The following is an 18,050-nucleotide window of genomic DNA, read 5'->3' on the forward strand; positions in this document are numbered from 1 at the left end:
CCATCCCCAAAGTATTGTTTTCAATCTGCGCAACCAACCATAAATAACTACTAATAAATACTTTGGAATTCAATCAGCAGTTACATTCAGCGTTTAAGTTCAATAATATCTCTTTTGATAATGTTGAAGATCTTATTTCTTTTGCGCAGCGATTGCGAGAAGATGGCGCTCCGCATGAGCGTGATATTGCTAAGTTTATTCTTAAATGGTTTTCTAGCAAAGATTATATTAAAGTAAAAACATCAGGCTCTACCGGCAAACCTAAAAAAATTCGACTCAAAAAAGAGTATATGATAAACAGTGCACGGGCCACTGGAGTTTACTTTAAAATGGGTGCTAATAATACTGCTCTGTTGTGCCTGCCTCCTAAGTTTATTGCAGGCAAGATGATGCTCATTCGTGCACTTACTATGGGTTGGGATTTACATGTCGTTGCTCCAGAAAAAGATGCAATAACACAATATGATAATTTGTATGACTTTGCGGCAATGGTTCCCTATCAAGTGTTTCATTCTATAAAATCTATTGATAAGATCAAGAAATTAATCATTGGAGGAGGCGAAGTAGGTTCAGAATTAGAAGAAGCTTTACAGGATAAAAACACTGAAGCTTTTGCTACCTACGGAATGACCGAAACCATTACTCACATTGCAGTTCGTAGAATCAATGGACCTGGAAGAACGGCGACATATCATGCTTTGCCAGATGTGCATTTTGAGACAGATAAACGTGGTTGTTTGGTCATTGACGCAGTGAATATTACCGAAGAAAAAATTATAACCAACGACTTAGTGCGTTTAAACACACACACTTCTTTTGATTGGCTAGGAAGGGTTGACAATGTTATAAATAGTGGTGGGATTAAAATATACCCAGAACAAGTGGAGCGAAAATTAGCTTCAGGTATCAAAGTGCCTTATGTCATTATTTCAGAAAAAGATGATGCTTTGGGAGAACGTTTGGTGCTGGTTTTGAATATAGGTGATCAAGAAAAAGTTACTAATTATTCAGCTCTTTTTAAGACATTGGAGCCTTTTGAAAGACCCAAAAAGGTATATACACTCTCAAAATTCCCTAAGACTAAAACCGGGAAAATAAAGCGGGGAGAAATTAAGATAATTCTCCGCAGTTATTCCTAAAATTTTTATAACCTGTTTGTAATATTGAGTTTACTCAATAAGAAAGCCTGTTCCCTCATTCTTCATTTTTAAATGGCATAGCACGAAGTAGTTTTACAGTATAAATCTTTAAAACCACAACGTTATGAAAACTACACTACACATTATTATTGCCTTTTTAGTAGCAGCTACTTGCATTGCCCAGAAGGTTCCTCTAATAAAAGTTGGCGAAAAGCAATTGGGTATTACAAAACTTGATGTAAGCATCGAGGTGGTTGGCACAATTGCTACCACAACCTATGATATGTATTTCTACAATCCTACTGCTTCAATTTTAGAAGGAGAACTTTTGTTTCCTTTAGGGGAAAACCAATCTATTTCTAGATTTGCGCTAGCGGTCAATGGGGATTTAAGAGAAGCTGTTGTTGTTGAAAAAGAGCAAGGTCGTATTGCTTTTGAGGCGGTCGTAAGACGTCGTGTGGATCCTGCGCTTTTAGAAAAAGGAACCGGAAACACTTATCGTGCACGTATTTATCCAATCCCAGTTAAGGGCTACAAAAGAGTGGTGCTTGCATACCAGGAAACACTTCAAATTACAGATGGATCACATCAAGTTAAAATTCCATTCGATTTTGAAAATAGGATGGAACGTTTTTCTATGGATATAAACCTTATTGGACAACAAAAAGAGCCTAGTATCCTTTCAGGAAGAAATAAAAGAAATGAAATGGTGAAGACTGAAACAGGATATCAGTATAATGTAAAAGTGCAAAATGTAATCTTAGTAGATGATTTTCTATTAGAGATACCAATAGATGAAGGACACAAAATACTTCGCAATAATGATTATTTATATGCGTATACTGCCTTAAAAAAGAAGGAAGTAGCGAGAGAGAAGAATACTAATGTAACCCTCTATTGGGATGTGTCTTATTCTATGAAAGACCGCGATATGATCAAGGAAATAACATATTTAAATTCCTATTTTGACAAACTGCAAAATGCGAAAGTAGTGGTTGTTACTTTTAGCAATGTAAAAATGAAGCGTCAAAAATTTAGAGTGCGAAATGGAACCTGTGATGCACTCTATGATTATTTAAAAGAACAAGTTTATGACGGTGCGACTTCGTTTGAAAATTTATTCAATAACATAAATGATAATGAAGATGTCTTATTATTTACTGATGGAATGCCCACTTTAAGTGAATTTCCTTCAACCATCAAAGGAAATGTATTTGTAGTAAATAGCATTCAGAAAGCAAACCATTCGAAGAACAAACAATTGAGTGAAACGTCGGCGGGTAATTATATTAACCTTCAGAATCTAAGCATTTCTGAAGCTGTTGGAAAAACATTTTTTGTGCCTTATAAATACTTAGGATATCTAAGTTTATCAAAAAACCTTGAGGCATATCCACCAGCTAACACCTTAGTTTTTAATGACTTTTCATTTGCCGCAAGAGGAGTAAAGGCGGGTAAGGAAATCATACTGAATTTTGGTTATGGTCAAAAAGTGACAGATCAGGTTGCGATTATAGTTCCTCAATCCAATATCAATACGAATACAATTGCTGCATTATGGGCATCAAAAAAAGTGGATGAATTAGAAAAAGAAAGCAATAAAAACAGGGGTGAAATTGTAAAAGTTGGAATGGATTATAATCTAATTACCAACCATACATCGCTCCTTGTTCTTGAAACAGTTCAGGATTACCTTGCTTATAATATTTCTCCTCCAGCAGCATTGTTAAAAGAGTATAACCACTTAAAAAACCAATTGGGAAAAAGAAATAAAAGTACTCGTATTTCTAGCAAAGACGATAGAAAAGAAATTGGATCGACTCCTGCCTCACCTGATGTTGTGGCAATAGAAGAAGAAAATATAGAAAGAGCCAAAAGTGCTCCTACGGGGAGTCAGGTTACTGTTAATGGAACCGTTACAGATAATAGTGGCTTGGCTTTGCCTGGAGTAAATATTATCGTTAGAGGTACAACAAATGGGACACAATCTGATTTTGATGGAAATTATAGCATTAATGCTTCTACAGGTCAAGATTTAGTGTATCGTTATGTAGGTTTTGACACGCTAGAAACTACGGTGCATGGAAGTAGTTCTATAAATATATCAATGCAAGAAGGTGAAAGACTGGAGTCTGTCGTAATTACTGGGTATGGAGGTGTTACTAGAGAAAGAAAATCTATTGGATATGCGGTTACAACCCTTGAAGAAGAGCATTTCTCAAATGCTCCTGAAAATGATGTAGTAAGATCGCTCAATGGAAAAGTAGCTGGAGTACAAATTACTGGAAACAGTGGAGCTACGGGTTCTGGGACAAATTTCATCATCCGGGGTCAAAGCACAATTAACGGTAATAACCAGCCTTTGTTTATTGTTGATGGTGTTCCTTTTGATAATGGAACTAATTCGAAAACTGGTTTTGCCGGAGGGAATACAACTACTAGCAATAGATCCATAGATATTGATCCTAATAATATACAAGAAATAAAGGTGCTAAAGGGTTTAAGTGCCGCTGTTTTATATGGCTCTCAAGGTAGAAATGGAGTGGTGTTAATTACCACAAAAAATGAAGGAGGAGGCGTTGAATATGGTAGAAATTATTCAGCTAAAATGGCTATTGAAATTGCAGAAAAACAAGAACAAAGAAAAAAGCTATCTAAAGAAAAAACATGGAGCGAAAAGACTTGGACTACGGCATATTTGTCCAAATTAAATGAAGTTACTACAGGAGATTTATATGAATTTTATCTGAGTCAACGTGATGCATTTATTGGGCAGCCGGCTTATTTTGTAGATGTGTACGACTTTATGAAAGATAAAGACGCTGTTTTGGCTAATCGAATACTCTCTAATATTGCTGAAATAGATATTGACAACTATGAATTACTAAAAGTTTTGGCCTATAAGTATGAGGAGCAAAACGATTATACCAAGGCAGTTTTTGTGTACCGTCAAGTATTAAAACTTCGTTCTGAAGACACACAGTCATACCGCGATCTTGCCTTGGCTTTGCAAGAAATAGGAGAAACAAATGAAGCATATATGCTTTTGGATAAAGTGGCTAGTGGCGAATTGACTGAAGGAAGCCAGAGGAGAGTTTTTGAAGGGATACATAAAATAGCAGCTAACGAAATTGGAAACTTATTGGCAAAAGGAAAGGCAAACACAAATGACTCCAATAATAACTATAATGAAACAAAGATGGATTTTCGAGTGGTAATAGATTGGAACCATAACGATACAGATATAGACCTACACGTTATAGACCCTAATTTAGAGGAATGTTATTACTCACACGCAAAAACAATAATTGGCGGCAAAGTATCCACAGATATGACAGAAGGTTTTGGTCCAGAAGAGTTTACATTGCCTAAAATGATCCCAGGTTCTTACTATTTAAAGGTGAATTATTTTGGAGACCGCCATCAAAAAATAGAAAACCCTACATTTTTGAAGCTTACTATATTCAAAAACTATGGAAGTGAAAACGAATCTAAAGAAGTGAAGGTTATTCGTTTAAGCGGAGATGATGGGCTTCAGCTAATAGAGAGAGTTGCAGTGTTATAAATAATCGCATAGTAAAAGCGTTTCATTTTTATAGATTTAATTAATTTTCAACGGCTTCCGTGGTAAAATCCTTTATCGCGGGAGCTTTTTTGTCCAGATAATTTCGGCCGTTTATTTGTGCCATTTCAAAAAGGAAATAATAATGAAAATGTATTTGTTAAAATCTTAAATGCCGTTGCTTATAAATAAAATGTTCCCGATATTAGAGACAGCATATTTTATGCTACAAAAAATTCAATTATGAAAAACAAGACATTATTTTGGTTTATTACAACAAGTATTCTGCTTCTTAATTCAATTCAAATTTCAGCACAAATACTTTCTGAAAGAAATCGGGCAGATATGCGAGATGAAATTCTTGCAGATAGATTTAATAATTTATTGCCTGATTTAATGGACGATACAAACATAGATATGTGGCTTGTTATTGCACGCGAATACAACGAAGACCCAGTGATGAGAACGATGTTGCCGGCAAAATGGCTCAACGCGCGCCGCAGAACAATCCTTGTGTTTTATAGAAACAAAGCAAAGAATACAATCGAAAAACTAGCCGTGGCTCGCTACGATGTGGGTAAAAATATTACTTCGGCTTGGGATAAAGAAAAGCAACCAGACCAGTGGGCGCGATTGGTAGAGATAATTAAAGAACGAAATCCTGAAAAAATTGGAATTAATATTTCAAAACACTTCGGAATTGTAGATGGATTGGTTAAAACAGATTACGACGAATTGATGGAAGCGCTTCCTGCGGAATTAGAAAGTAAAATTGTCTCTGCAGAAAAACTTGCCATTTCTTGGATTGAGACTAGAACCGAAAAAGAAATGCAATTGTACAATCTGTTAGTTACTGTTACAAGTGCTATAATAGATGAAGCATTTTCTTCAAAAGTAATTAGCCCAGGCACAACGACTACTGATGATGTGGTATGGTGGATGCGTCAAAAAGTGACAGATTTAGGCCTAGAAACTTGGTTTCATCCTACCATAGATGTGCAACGAGACAATGAGGAATTAAAGAGTCATATCTATTCGTTTACAAAAGGCGAAAAAGAAAAAGTGATTATTCCGGGAGATTTAGTGCATTGCGATTTTGGCATTACCTACATCACCTTAAATACAGATTGTCAAAGACACGCGTATGTTTTAAAGAAGGGCGAAACAGAGGTGCCAGAGTTTCTTAAAAGCGCTTTTGCAAAGGGGAATCGCGTTCAGGATATTTTTACGGGTAATTTTAAAGAAGGTAGAACTGGTAATGAGGTGCTGGCGATGTCTTTAGCACAGAGTAGAGAAGAGGGTATGCGACCTTCAATTTATACACATCCATTAGGAACCTATGGTCACAGTTCTGGGACTACTTTGGGGATGTGGGATTCTCAAGATGGAGTTCCCGTAACGGGCGATTATCCCTTGCATTATAATACAGTGTATGCTATTGAGTTAAATACAACCGTTGCGATTCCAGAATGGGAAAAAGACATTCGTATTATGCTAGAAGAAGCTGGCTACTTTGGAAAAAAAGGCTTTAGATATGTAAATGGTAGACAGGAAGCAATTAAAGCTATTAACTGGAAATAGTAAAGTATAATTGGAACCTAATTGGCAGCCATTTTAAAATACTTCAACTAAGTATCGATCTGTATGGGTTTGTTATTTTGGATTTAATTGCGATTGAGTTTTATTTGCTTGATTATTTTGTGGCTTGGTTTAATGAAATTGCGGCTATATTCTGTTTAGAAATTAAACCATAACTGGTCGTGCTTAGTGCGGTAATGTGAATTCAATCCAATTCTATAGGATTCAAATCTACTTAAGAGCCGCTAGGGTATAATTTTGAGTAATAGAAATAAAGTCCAACTAAGATTAATATTCCAATGGTTGGTAACAGCTAGATACTTTTTTATATTTCTTTAGTATTTTTTTAAATGTGCATCAAGAGTGTTATACCTGTTTTTGGCTATTCCTTTTCTTGATGTTTAAGACAGTTTAAATAAGCGTATTTGAAAAACAATTTTTTTCAACAAGTTAAAAGACATATTTTTTTTGATAAAATATACATTTAATGCCAATCCTTTTGGTGTTTAAAATTGCGCTATGATTTTATATAAATCCAACCTTTTTTTCCAGATTCGAAAGTAGCTTTTATTCTTACATAATCAGATACTTCGTAGTCATCTGCTTTTTTAAGTTCTTGTAGCGATATTTTGTAAAGTGTTCCATTGATTTCATCTTTTTCGTCGTTTGTAGGTATTGCAATAGGATGAAATTCTTTTTCACTTTTTAAAAGAACTAAAGGATCTGTGATTTTTAGTTGTTCAATTTTGAAACTCTTGAGTCGCTCTTTAGTTCCATTCAATTTTCTTCCAAAAGATTCTATTTGTACTTTTTTGAGTTGCAGTGTTCCATATGAAAATAGCAGTTCTTTCATTTGCGGTTTTTTTCAATTTGCTAACCAATGTTTTCTTGTGTGGTTTTCTTGCTTAAGGGCTAAGATAGTAAAAAAGCCAACTCTTTTGTTCAGCATTCAGGTTTTTTCGAAGGGTGTTTCAAATTTACAATCAGGCACCTATTTTATCTCTTTGGAGGCTTCGGTTGAGCGAGCTACATTCAAGTTTATAAAGCAATAATGAAATTGATAGCCAACTAATTTATCATTCATATTTTTTTTAAAGGGAATGGTTGAATGCTAAAAAAGTCGGAAAGAAAGAACGCTCAATAAAACGAAAAGCAACTTTTAATTGCTTTTCGTTTTATCAGAATTATATAATAGTTTAACGCTTCACAATAGTGCCTATCTGCGATATTTTTTTGCGCTCCAAGCCTTACTTTTAATAAAACAATAAGATTTAATCATTAATGATTTTCAAATGATTATTAGATCCAGTCATTTGCCAATGGCCTAAAGAAATAGGGATGTTGCCAATACTATTTAAGGTGTCAAAAAAGGTTTTTAAATCAAAAGGTTTGCCTTGTAATTCTTGTATTCTGGCATAATCTGCTAAAGCATTTTCTAATAAATATTTACCAGTAATATAACTTGTTCCATATCCTGGTTGGCGCAAATACAAATGTTGCTCAAAAATGAGGAGCTCTTTTTCGGTTTTCATCCAACCACGAGGGGTGTATTCGCTATGAATACCTCCAGCTTCTTCCATGGTCATTTCATTGGCATGCGCATATAATGAGCCTAAGCCCCTTGCAGCGCGCTGGGCAATCATTGTATATACAATCTCTTTGGTTCTTGGACTATCATCGTACAAACCAGCCTGCATAAATAGCTCTTCAACTGCTGTGGCGGTCCCTTCATTTCTAGAGTCAAAAATGTTATATAATAAAGGGCCTTTTCTTATTTCACTTTTGTGTGGCTCATTATCCATGCGGGCTAATTCAAACCAATGGTAAAAATGCGAGTATAAGGGTCTGGGATCAAAATGCGCACCAATTGAGAAAAAGTTTCGTTTCTCCTTTGGTATATATTCGCCTAAATGCTCACGCAAAGCAGGTTCAAAATACGGTTTTACGGTAAGGATGTCTTGCTGGTCTAAAAAATCCATCAAGCTTTTGGCAGCTGCTTCAGCCATTTTATCATAAGCATCAGGGGAATCTGCAGCAACTAATTCTGGTAGGTTTCTATTTCGATGCTCTTCTAATTTTAACGAAGACCAAGCACGAGCTAGCTCACGTTTTAAAATCATAACTTCATCATCCCAAGTTAATGGTACCAAGTGCACATTCTGTAAATACCAAGTATAATTTTCTTTACCAATTCCTGAAGGACCGGTTTTTGATTCGGCTTCAGCCTGCAACCAAGAAACAAAATCATTCGTCGACACGATAGCCTCATCAATTACCGAAACTAATTCAGTATCCTCTTTAACGGTAACTTTGTTTTTGAGTTCAGTAAGCACGACACTTTGATTTTGAATATCTCGAATACCAGTAACCCATAAATCCCGAGCATTTCCTGTTAAATTATTTTTTGCTTGGGCATTTAATGGCGCAATTATTTTTAGATCTGCCAGGATGTTACTTCTTTCTTCTTTGGATAGCGGAAATGTATAGGTCCATAGTTCAGTCGTTCCATGGTTTGTTGGACCTTCGTGAGCTGGCACATCGCTTCGGTACGTCCAAACCGATTTATAAAAAGCAGGATCACGAGCCCAAGGTTTTAAAACCCGATCGTTAAAATCATAGCCGTTCATTTCTGCCCATACGAGCATCCAATCCACTTTATTTTCTACTTGCCATTTTGTGGTGTCAATAGATTGTAATCGTGACTGTAATTCTTTAAACCTTGGCAAACGCTTTTTAAAATTTGCCGCGGTATAATCTGGAGCTCCATCAAGAAGCGATGGTTTTTCAAAGGTTCTCCATTCTTCAAATAATGCAACTAATGCTGCACAATCATTTGTCGTAAAATTTGCTGTGTTAGTTTTTTTGATTTCTGGGGTTTCTTCTTTCTGGTTAGTTTGACAGCTAATAAGGAGCGTTACTAGAAGTGCGAGTAGGGTAGTCGTTAGTTTCATTTTGCGGAGATTTTTTTTGAAAGTATTTTGCTTGTTGAATCTTTTTTATTGAAGGAATCAATTGGTTTTGTTTAGACGTTATGATCTAACGTTTAGAGTGCTAACTTATTTAATTTTTAGCAAGCACTATATAAATTAAAATACAAAAGTGTATAATTTTCGATAGTTATAAATTGTTTTTATGTTTTAATTGATCTATTAATAATCGTGCTGCTGGTGTGTTTTGAAATTCAAGTTCTTCAATCATTCTTGCTGAGGTTTCTTTAGATATTATTTCTTCTACTTCTTGTTTTTGAGAAAAGTCATACCCTACAGATTCAAACAAACCGTCTGATTACTTATTTCTAACACAATTTATAACTAGATGTACACGATTGGTTTGACCTTCATTTTTTTTACACTATGAGGCAGATTTACATTTGTGTGCCAACCTTCTCCTGGGCTCATAAATAGGTTTTTATTGTTCAAAGTAAAGCAAACTTGATCATTAGTTATTATAGGAATGATGCATTCTTAGGAGCATAATATTTCATTGGTTAAACTTTATTGTTTAATCACGTTTATTTTAGTCAGTTTATATGCTGTTAAAAAATAGCGCTGGTTTATACTTATGCGATTTTGCTTTAACGCGTTTCTTTAATTTGCAACAAATATTTTTAAATAAAAAAAGAGGATACCTATAGCTTGTTTTAGAACAGCGTTCTTGTCCTTGTTCGATTTCGTTCCTAATTTAGCAAATAAAAACCGAATAGGAAGCCTATGATTTTCTATTACTGCCAGAATCGTTAAATAGACTAAGTAAAAAAATGAAATCCAGCCAAAAGAAAAATAAATCTACAAAAACAGGCGCTTTTCGCCCTTATTAACTATTCGCTACTATGGCGAAATAGGCCAGCATATATGGTAGGGCTTTCTGAGTTACACAGATGCACGAAACAAGCTATAACCTTTAACGGGTTTTTATTATTTTTTTTAATATTTCATTTGCAGAATATACTGCGCCGTCCATATATCCAGGAAATTCTGAAGATGATTCAGCGCTGGAAATAAACAATTTGTCATCAAAAAAAGAGGTGCTATAAATAGGGTTTCCATTATTTTGATGTGGAAAAAGCAAAGTGTCAGATGATTCAAAGGTATTTTCTTCTTTGCTCCACACGCATTCCTCATAATTAATAAATCCTTCCGCTTTCTTCCCAAAAACTTGTGTTATTTGATTAATTACAAGAGCGCGCCTTTCTTTATAAGTAACATTCTTAAAGGATGAATTTATAAATCCACAAAGCGCGTATTTTGACTTGTTGTGATTACAATGATCATATAATTCAGTAATAGGGCCTGCATTACTGAATAAAGTTCTAGGGATATTGTCTTGTTCCCAAAAAGGGTGGTTATAAGTTAAGGCAATCTTTATGGAGTCTTCCATCCAAGTATGCGTTTGTTTGGCAATATTCATTAAATCACTTGGTAAAAGAGGCTCAAATCTAATTTTTTTCGCCCACAATTTAGGAGGAATGGCTAAAACAACCATATCGCCTTCAAAGACTTCTTTCGCAATTACTTGAACCCAATTATTATGGAAGTTAATGCCTGTTACGGAATGATTAAGTAGGACATCGTTTTTATCTAATTTTTGAAATAAGGTATTTATAAGATTGGACGTGCCTCCGGAAATTCTGAAACTAGGCGACTGACTAGGGATTTGTATTGTTTGTAATGGAGAATTTGCATAGGGTTGATGGAATACACTGCGATCCATATATTGTTCAAAGTGATCAATTCCTAATTCTTCCAGGAGTGTTATAAGATGTGAATGTTGGTTAGTGAACCAAGTTGCGCCCATTTCAATAGGCGTATTGTTTGTTCCATAAAGCGTATTAATTCTTCCACCAATTCTATTTCTTGCTTCTAGAATCTTAAACGGGATGCCTTCTTTTTTCAAGCGGTAACCAGTTAAAAGCCCCGATAAGCCTGCTCCAATTATTACTATCATATGGTAAAAATACTGAAGTGAATATTAAACTGCCTCCACATCAGTCATTAATGTTTTTTAGGGTTTTATTTCCTGAATAGGGCAATAGTTAATTGGTTAGGAATTCGTGATAAGGTGTATGTGCGTTATTGAAACAAAACATATCTAGGAGGAACCAGTCCATTTAGTCTTATATAAACAAGCATTTGTCCTCTGTGATGTGTTATGTGGTCGGCAAGTAATAAGAAAATTTGTCGCTTTGTCCTATTCAATCCGAAATAGTCTAGCGCGTCATCAAATCGAGTGGTATCAAATTGTTGTATTAATTTTATGGTTTCATCAAATGTCTTATTAATTGTAGCAATCATTTGTTCTTTAGATGTATTGGCGACCTTAAAAATTGTGTCAGTTTTCCAATCTTTAGATTCTCGTCCACCTAACAATGATTGACTATGCCAATCTATCGCATATCCTATGTGCATTAAGTTTTCGGCAAAGGTCATAGAGTCTGGTGATGCTCTAAAGCCATATTTGTCCTCAGGCATCATTTCTGCGACAACAATTAAATATTTTCTTGAATTTTCTAATCGCTCTAAATATTCCTTAATAAAAGGATCCTGTTGCGCAAGCAGGGGTAATGTAACCGAACTAAATAGCGCAAGGGTCGTTAGGATAAGTATGCGTTTCATGATATTTAAATTACGTTTTTTCTTTTTAGAGTATTTTCCTCAATAGATGGTAATGTGTGGTTACTTGTTTTCACTACAATTCTTTGATAGCCCCAATTTTTATTATAAGTATAGTGACTTATTTTTCCTGAAATTGAGGAATTATTTATGACCTAATGTTTCTTAAATTCTAACCATAAAAATGATTAGAATTTAATTTTTTTCATCGTATCCTAGCATCTCAAAGAGTTCTGGTGATTGCTTCAAATAGCGATCTTTATTTGTTTCCATGAACCAAGCCTTAGAAATTTTTTCATTGTTATAAAGACGTCCGTCTTTCCACTCCGAAATACCATCAATTGCAGTGCGACTCCAATCTTCATTTATAAAGCTAATGGCTTTGATATTCTTATTATACGCGAAAGTGAAAAAATTGACAAACCACTTATTCCAGGCATCAATATTGTCCTTTTCAATACCAAAGATCGGGTTAGACTCTGCAATTATTATTGGTTTTTTGCATTGTTTAGCAAATTTCAGAACGGTATTACAATATGTACCAAAGTCATCACCGCCATACGCATGGCCAAATACTGAGATGCCAACCCAGTCTACATAATCATCACCAGGATACCAATTTGACAACGGATAATCTTTGTATGTCTTGCTGGCGTATGAATGCCAAACGAATGCGATATTTTCTGCGCCTTCAGCTCGAATTAGGTCAACAATTCTTCGATATGCTTTTACGTACTCTTTGGGTTCCAATTCATTATGAATTCCATCAAACTCATAACCAATTCTTAAGTAGATTGGTCTGTTAGTGGTTTTCGCCCAAGCTGCGTATTGCTTGACTACCTTATCGTAATCTCCTTTTCTAGCTTTTTTCGCTACATCCCATTTACCTACCATCCACATAGCACTTTGCACAACAGTATTTGGAAAGCTATCAATCAGCATTTGGTGATTTTGTGTACCCCCAGTTTTATTTTTATAAGATTCAGTAATAGCTTTAAATTCTGGAATTCCCCAATAAGCTGACCAGCCACTTGGTTTCTTTTCATCTGGGAAATGGTTTAAATACTCATTGATACTTTCCACGGTTTGTCCCATAATCAGCAACGTTTTTCCGTTAGGGGGTACAAATTTTGTCTTTTCATATTTGTACACATATTCAGGATTAACCTGAGTTTTAATCTCAGACAGCATTTCTGCTATGGTTGGATTGGATTTTACTTCTACTAACTCCTTTTTTTCTTGTGCAAATAGAAATTGCCTTATTGGATTTATCAAGGCAGCCACAAATAAAACAATCCTAAACTGTTTGATTATTTTAGTGACGTTTAAATTTTGAAGCATTTCGCAGTTGTATAATTTGACTTGTCTTTCCATTTTTACATTTTGAAAATTTCACAATTGGGGGTAACGGTTTCGATATGCAAAGTAGGCTAGGTGAGTGCCTATTCAGTCATAATTGTTGTGTGTGTTCCGCATGAGCAGAATTTGTTTAATAAAGACTAAAAGTATGAAATTATGCATTGGTATTTAGGTCACAAAAGAACAAATTTTTTCTAGATGTAAGGTAGCCTTTGAGTAAGTGGAGCAATTATTATTTATAGTATGATTAAAGAACTATTGTAAAAAGAAAATCTAGAACAAGCGTACAGGAAAGGATACGCTAACAAAGGTTCTTGCGGTGCAGAAGGCAATACGTTCTATGACTTGCCCACTACCCTAAAACAAGAGCGGAACACATATTTCTCCCGTAAGGGTGTTCCAACAAGCTGCACAACAAGTGCTGGAGCCTATTTTTGAGAGAGACGTCCAAAGCAACAGCTTCCGTTTTCGCCTTAAGCGCATTGAAAATCAAGCGCTTACAGAGTATCTGGTATATATTAATGAGGGTAATCAACACATTGTATATATTGATTTAAAGTCATTTTTTGACGAGGTCGACCACGATATATTACTGTCATTTATTTACAAGAAGGTTAGATGTGTTTATATGATGAAGTTAATACTACAGTTTCTCAGAGCCTCTATTCAAACCAAGCTTAAAAGCTTGATGACTGGTTACGCAATCGTTTGTATTACTGCATATGGCATCATTGGAAGAAGCCAGAGCGTAAGAGGAATAACCTCATACAGTTAGGTATAAAACCAGACCAAGCCTATGTGTGGAGTCGAACCAATATGGGAGGATGGGCAGTAGCAAAAAGCCCTATATTAATCACAACAGTGACAATAGCCAGAAGCAAGCAATGTGGTTATTTAAGTATGCGGGAATACTATAAGCGATCATATCATTCTTGAACCGCCGCATACGTTCCTGAGTGGTATTGCTAGTAGCAATAGCGGTTAAAGGACCAAGGTAATTGCGTATAGCCTGTCCCGTAGTTATTACGGGATGCGTTGGTGTGAGAGGCGCACTGCATCAATTATAGGTGGAGCCGTCTTCTCGATTGTGTGGCGTTATTTTTTTTTCGGATTATTTGTCAATTAATTTTCTACATTATTTGTCTCAATTTTTTTTAATTCTTTAATTAAATCCTCCGCTTTTCTTGATGGTAAATTATAGTCTTCTAAAGAACGACCCATGATTATTTTGACAGTCAAAATTTTATTGATAAATATGCCTTTTGTCGCTTGGTCATTTAATTTAATATAAGGATTGTGTGTAATTGGTTTATTGAAACGAAGGTAGCCTGTTACTTCAAAATTTACAATTGTATTTGCAAAAGGAACTACCTCCCATGCTGCTATTTCTATTAGTTCATCTCGAAAAATGGTTTTCTTTACTTGATTGTCATATTCATTCATTTTATTCACTAAACCTTGATTCAAGAACCTTAAATAGTCGGTTGATTTCAGTTATGAATAATTGCCATCTGTTGGTTCAAAAGGAAAAGCCGTAAAAGTTGTCGACATTCCTTTGGTAAATGTATTATTGAGATAAAATTTATAATTGTTTCCTCTTTTTTGGCATTAAAGTTCATGGCATTATTTAAGGATGCTGTATCCTTAACCAAATCTGCAAGTAAGGATTCAGCTAATATTGTGGCATTTTTTTCTCGTTGTTATTTTCATTCCAGTTATTAATAGCCAAAGCAATTAAAATCCCAAGAACAACAAGTATTATTTCGCCAATTGCATAAATCAGATATTTGCTGAACTTGTTTTCAGTCAGCATTTTTTGTCTAATTTTTCTAAGAAATTTCACCATTGGTTTATTTAGTTTCTTTTACACAGACTATTGTTATTGGATATGAATAATTGCGGGAGTTAAAAGCTAATTTAATAAATATTTACTAACTGGATGTGCAAAGTATTTTTACAATGTATTGGTGGTGTTTACAAAAATATTTAATCTAATAAATGTAAAAATTACTCACATATATTTGAAATATGGATAAAAGTGAGGAAAAGAAAAAAATGGTTACTACTGGCACTAATCCTGTTCATTTTCAAATTGCTCAATCTTTTGCTTTGTAGACCATCGCATCAAGTTTCATTTGCTTTATCATGCTTTCCAATCCTCCGGCACGTTTCATTGAAAGCATACTCTTAAATCCTATCCGTTCAATAAAATTAAGCGGGGCATTAATAATTTCATCAGGTGTATGCCCTGAAAGTACATGAATCATCATGGCAACAAGTCCTTTCGCATAATCTGCATTCGCATCGGCAAGAAAAATAATTTTTCCGTCTTTCAATTCACTATGTAGCCACACATGCGCTTGGCATCCTTTTATCATGCAGTTGTCCTTTTTCAGTGCTTCATCTAATGTTTTCAAGTTTTTTCCTAAATCAATTAGGCACCCAAATTTGTCAAACATATCCTCAAACTCTGCAAAATCCTCAACGAGTTCCTGCTCTGTATTTTCTATTGTTTTCATCTTGATCATTTTTGATTTATCCGTTTAATTGATTTAACAATCGCGCTAGCGAAAACACCTATTTCTTCCTTTGTATTATAAAATAAAAACTTGCACGAATAGTCCCTGGCATTTGATAATGTCCCATTATGGGTTGTTCACAGTGGTGTCCTGTTCGTACTGCTATTCCTTGTGCATCAAGGAGTATTCCTATGTCGAGCGGATGGATGTCTTCTACCACAAAAGAAATTACACTTGCTTTTTCTTTTGCTGTGCCAATAATCCGCAAATTGTGAATTGCAGAAAGTTTTTCTGTAGCATACTCCAGTAGTTCCTGTTCATAAACAGCAATGTTTTCAATACCAAGTGTGTTGATGTAATCAAGTGCCGCTGCCAGACCAATGCCCCTTCAATATTTGGAGTACCTGCCTCAAATCGGAGAGTAGGTTCTGCGTATTCTGATTTATTGAATGAAACAGTTTTAATGTTTCCACGTCTTACTTGATAGTTAGGAAGTTTTTTAAGCCATTTTTCTTTTCCATAAAAAATACCTACTCCTGCTGGAGCATACACTTTGTGTCCACTAAAGCAATAAAAATCTGCATCTAAATCTTGGACATCAGCTTTTATATGTGGGATTGATTGGGTACCATCTAAAAGCACCGGAATATTTTTTGAGTGAGCAATAGCAATCAGCCTTGTTTTTTCAGAAAGTAGTTTTTGTATTCGTCCATCTGCAATTCCCCACTGTCGGTCATTGGAATAACTTTCAGTACGGCATTTTTCTCTTCGCATAACTGTTGCCACGGAAGAATATTACCGTGATATTCCATCTCACTCACAATAATATCGTCACCAGCATTTACCTTCTTTTTCCCAAATGCAGTAGCTATAAAGTTGATACTTTCAGCAGTTCCTCTTGTAAAAATAATTTCGTTTTATGTTTAGCACCGATATGTTTTTGAACCGTAATACGAGCATTTTCGGATACATCGGTTACATCCTTACTCCTGCGGTGAACGCTCCGTAAATGTTGGCGTTCTGAGTGGTGTAACATGCTACAATGGCGTCAATCATATGTCTCGGCTTCTGGGTAGTAGCACCGTTATCGAAATGAATTAATGGATTATCGTTCACCATCCGAGAAAGGATAGGAAAATCTTTTCGAATTTTATAAACATCAAAAAAGTTTACTTTTTCTGTGTTTTTTGTCAATATCATTTCCCTCCTTTTTTGCGTTTGTTTTTTCCTTTTTTATTGAATCTTGTTAGACTATCTTGCCCCACAACATTTGCAAATTTATACATGTTATTAATGGCTGCTTCCTCAATTATGGCTTCTACCTCTTCCTTTAAATCTTTCAGAATCATCCCTTCTTTAATTAGTGTTTGAACTTCTTTTGCCCTTGCTATTTTTATGGGTATTAAATCGGCTTCATCGGGGTAACTAAACCACATTATTTGTTTTTCAATATCTGTTTTTTGAAGATGTGCGATCCCTTTTAGCGTTTTAATGCTGTTAAGATTATTGACCTCCGCAGAATATTTTTTATTTCCCCAATCTTCTATTAAGCAACATTTGAATTCAGTCCATTGTTTATCTTTATTCTTATTGTGTAATGTAGATTTAGTATTAAAATCTGTTAACCAAGTAGAATGACAAAATTCTCTTCCGCAAGTGCCAATGCCACCTAAACGACTGGCCTCTTCCAACACACTAATCTGGCGCATTTTTATTTTGACATGAAATGTTGCCGCCAATACCAAAATTAGTTCTCGGAAATCGACCCGTTTATCTGCTGTATAATAGAATGTGGCTTTAGTGTTATCTCCTTGGTAATCAACATCGCATATTTTCATCTTCAAGTCTAAATCTTTAGCTAACATGCGTGCCTTATACATCGTTTTAGACTCTAAACCTTTTGCTGTTTTCCATTTTTTAATATCCGCTGATGTTGCCTTTCGATAGATTTTTCTTATGACTTCTTCCTTAAGAATATTGTGTTTTTTTAATTGCAGCCTAACCAATTCTCCGGTTAATGAAACATGCCCAACGTCATGCCCACCAATGGTTTCAACAATTACTATATCTGTCTGTTTAAGAGACATACTTTCAGGCTTCAAATAAAAATCTTTACGCGCTCCTTTAAATTTGATTTCAACAATGTTGAATATTTGTTGATTGGGAGGCAATGGTATGTTGGCAAGCCAATCATATACATTTAATTGACTATATCCATCGATTGTAGAAGATTCATTATTTTCAAATTCTGATGGAGCACCATGGCTATTGTATAAATTCATAC

At 35.0% G+C, this 18,050-nt stretch carries 14 protein-coding genes and 1 pseudogene; 4 read left to right on the forward strand and 11 right to left on the reverse strand.

The genetic code is table 11. The annotated features are described in order from the left end of the window. Positions 1–62 precede the first annotated feature (62 nt). The 3 genes from ABXT67_RS10890 to ABXT67_RS10900 all read left to right on the forward strand — a co-directional run bounded on the left by ABXT67_RS10890 (position 63) and on the right by ABXT67_RS10900 (position 6,282). Complete coding sequence (locus ABXT67_RS10890) at positions 63–1,139, forward strand: AMP-binding protein (RefSeq protein ID WP_415374023.1); 1,077 nt, start codon at positions 63–65, stop codon at positions 1,137–1,139. 124 nt (positions 1,140–1,263) lie between these two features. Further along, positions 1,264–4,704 carry a VIT domain-containing protein gene (locus tag ABXT67_RS10895; RefSeq protein WP_415374024.1) on the forward strand — a complete coding sequence of 1,147 codons (3,441 nt, stop codon included), beginning with the start codon at positions 1,264–1,266 and terminating at the stop codon, positions 4,702–4,704. Positions 4,705–4,944: 240 nt separating this feature from the next. After that, complete coding sequence (locus tag ABXT67_RS10900) at positions 4,945–6,282, forward strand: M24 family metallopeptidase (RefSeq protein ID WP_415374025.1); 1,338 nt, start codon at positions 4,945–4,947, stop codon at positions 6,280–6,282. A gap of 514 nt (positions 6,283–6,796) precedes the next feature. Here the strand turns inward: ABXT67_RS10900 and ABXT67_RS10905 are convergent. The 6 genes from ABXT67_RS10905 to ABXT67_RS10930 all read right to left on the reverse strand — a co-directional run bounded on the left by ABXT67_RS10905 (position 6,797) and on the right by ABXT67_RS10930 (position 13,262). Beyond that, complete coding sequence (locus ABXT67_RS10905; RefSeq protein WP_415374026.1) at positions 6,797–7,132, reverse strand: gamma-glutamylcyclotransferase family protein; 336 nt, start codon at positions 7,130–7,132, stop codon at positions 6,797–6,799. 418 nt (positions 7,133–7,550) lie between these two features. Next, complete coding sequence (locus ABXT67_RS10910) at positions 7,551–9,230, reverse strand: hypothetical protein (RefSeq protein WP_415374027.1); 1,680 nt, start codon at positions 9,228–9,230, stop codon at positions 7,551–7,553. 166 nt (positions 9,231–9,396) lie between these two features. Then, a complete protein-coding gene (locus ABXT67_RS10915; RefSeq protein ID WP_415374028.1) occupies positions 9,397–9,555 on the reverse strand; it encodes a hypothetical protein in 159 nt (52 codons plus the stop codon). Positions 9,556–10,179: 624 nt separating this feature from the next. After that, on the reverse strand, positions 10,180–11,223 hold the full coding sequence (locus ABXT67_RS10920) for a flavin monoamine oxidase family protein (RefSeq protein ID WP_415374029.1): 1,044 nt from the start codon (positions 11,221–11,223) through the stop codon (positions 10,180–10,182). A gap of 125 nt (positions 11,224–11,348) precedes the next feature. Then, entirely contained in the window at positions 11,349–11,891 is a 543-nt protein-coding gene (locus ABXT67_RS10925; RefSeq protein WP_415374030.1) for a DinB family protein, read from the reverse strand. Positions 11,892–12,083: 192 nt separating this feature from the next. Then, positions 12,084–13,262, reverse strand: a complete 1,179-nt coding sequence (locus tag ABXT67_RS10930) for a glycosyl hydrolase (RefSeq protein WP_415374031.1) — start codon at positions 13,260–13,262, stop codon at positions 12,084–12,086. Between the two features lie 403 nt (positions 13,263–13,665). Between ABXT67_RS10930 and ABXT67_RS10935 the strand changes: the two genes are divergently transcribed. Further along, a complete protein-coding gene (locus ABXT67_RS10935; protein ID WP_415376985.1) occupies positions 13,666–14,022 on the forward strand; it encodes a reverse transcriptase domain-containing protein in 357 nt (118 codons plus the stop codon). Between the two features lie 347 nt (positions 14,023–14,369). Here the strand turns inward: ABXT67_RS10935 and ABXT67_RS10940 are convergent, their stop codons facing one another. From ABXT67_RS10940 to ABXT67_RS10960, 5 genes and pseudogenes are all read right to left on the reverse strand, one after another. Continuing rightward, positions 14,370–14,690 (reverse strand): hypothetical protein, encoded by a 321-nt coding sequence (locus tag ABXT67_RS10940; protein ID WP_415374032.1) that lies wholly within the window; start codon positions 14,688–14,690, stop codon positions 14,370–14,372. 229 nt (positions 14,691–14,919) lie between these two features. Beyond that, complete coding sequence (locus tag ABXT67_RS10945; protein ID WP_415374033.1) at positions 14,920–15,093, reverse strand: DUF6090 family protein; 174 nt, start codon at positions 15,091–15,093, stop codon at positions 14,920–14,922. Positions 15,094–15,343: 250 nt separating this feature from the next. Next, on the reverse strand, positions 15,344–15,766 hold the full coding sequence (locus tag ABXT67_RS10950; RefSeq protein ID WP_415374034.1) for a SufE family protein: 423 nt from the start codon (positions 15,764–15,766) through the stop codon (positions 15,344–15,346). A 5-nt stretch (positions 15,767–15,771) separates the two neighbouring features. Then, a pseudogene (locus ABXT67_RS10955) lies at positions 15,772–16,966 on the reverse strand (aminotransferase class V-fold PLP-dependent enzyme). Then, positions 16,963–18,048 carry a PSP1 domain-containing protein gene (locus tag ABXT67_RS10960; RefSeq protein WP_415374035.1) on the reverse strand — a complete coding sequence of 362 codons (1,086 nt, stop codon included), beginning with the start codon at positions 18,046–18,048 and terminating at the stop codon, positions 16,963–16,965. Before ABXT67_RS10960 ends, ABXT67_RS10955 begins: the two are co-directional and overlap by 4 nt. Positions 18,049–18,050: the final 2 nt, after the last annotated feature.

This window comes from Patiriisocius sp. Uisw_017, from assembly GCF_047731265.1.
In the GTDB taxonomy this organism is placed as follows: Bacteria; Bacteroidota; Bacteroidia; order Flavobacteriales; family Flavobacteriaceae; genus Patiriisocius.

Coding starts and splice junctions, on each gene's coding strand:
- ABXT67_RS10895 (WP_415374024.1), top strand. CDS start 1,264: ATGAAAACTACACTACACATTATTATTGCCTTTTTAGTAGCAGCTACT.
- ABXT67_RS10900 (WP_415374025.1), top strand. CDS start 4,945: ATGAAAAACAAGACATTATTTTGGTTTATTACAACAAGTATTCTGCTT.
- ABXT67_RS10905 (WP_415374026.1), bottom strand. CDS start 7,132: ATGAAAGAACTGCTATTTTCATATGGAACACTGCAACTCAAAAAAGTA.
- ABXT67_RS10910 (WP_415374027.1), bottom strand. CDS start 9,230: ATGAAACTAACGACTACCCTACTCGCACTTCTAGTAACGCTCCTTATT.
- ABXT67_RS10920 (WP_415374029.1), bottom strand. CDS start 11,223: ATGATAGTAATAATTGGAGCAGGCTTATCGGGGCTTTTAACTGGTTAC.
- ABXT67_RS10925 (WP_415374030.1), bottom strand. CDS start 11,891: ATGAAACGCATACTTATCCTAACGACCCTTGCGCTATTTAGTTCGGTT.
- ABXT67_RS10930 (WP_415374031.1), bottom strand. CDS start 13,262: ATGGAAAGACAAGTCAAATTATACAACTGCGAAATGCTTCAAAATTTA.
- ABXT67_RS10940 (WP_415374032.1), bottom strand. CDS start 14,690: ATGAATGAATATGACAATCAAGTAAAGAAAACCATTTTTCGAGATGAA.
- ABXT67_RS10945 (WP_415374033.1), bottom strand. CDS start 15,093: ATGGTGAAATTTCTTAGAAAAATTAGACAAAAAATGCTGACTGAAAAC.
- ABXT67_RS10950 (WP_415374034.1), bottom strand. CDS start 15,766: ATGAAAACAATAGAAAATACAGAGCAGGAACTCGTTGAGGATTTTGCA.
- ABXT67_RS10960 (WP_415374035.1), bottom strand. CDS start 18,048: ATGAATTTATACAATAGCCATGGTGCTCCATCAGAATTTGAAAATAAT.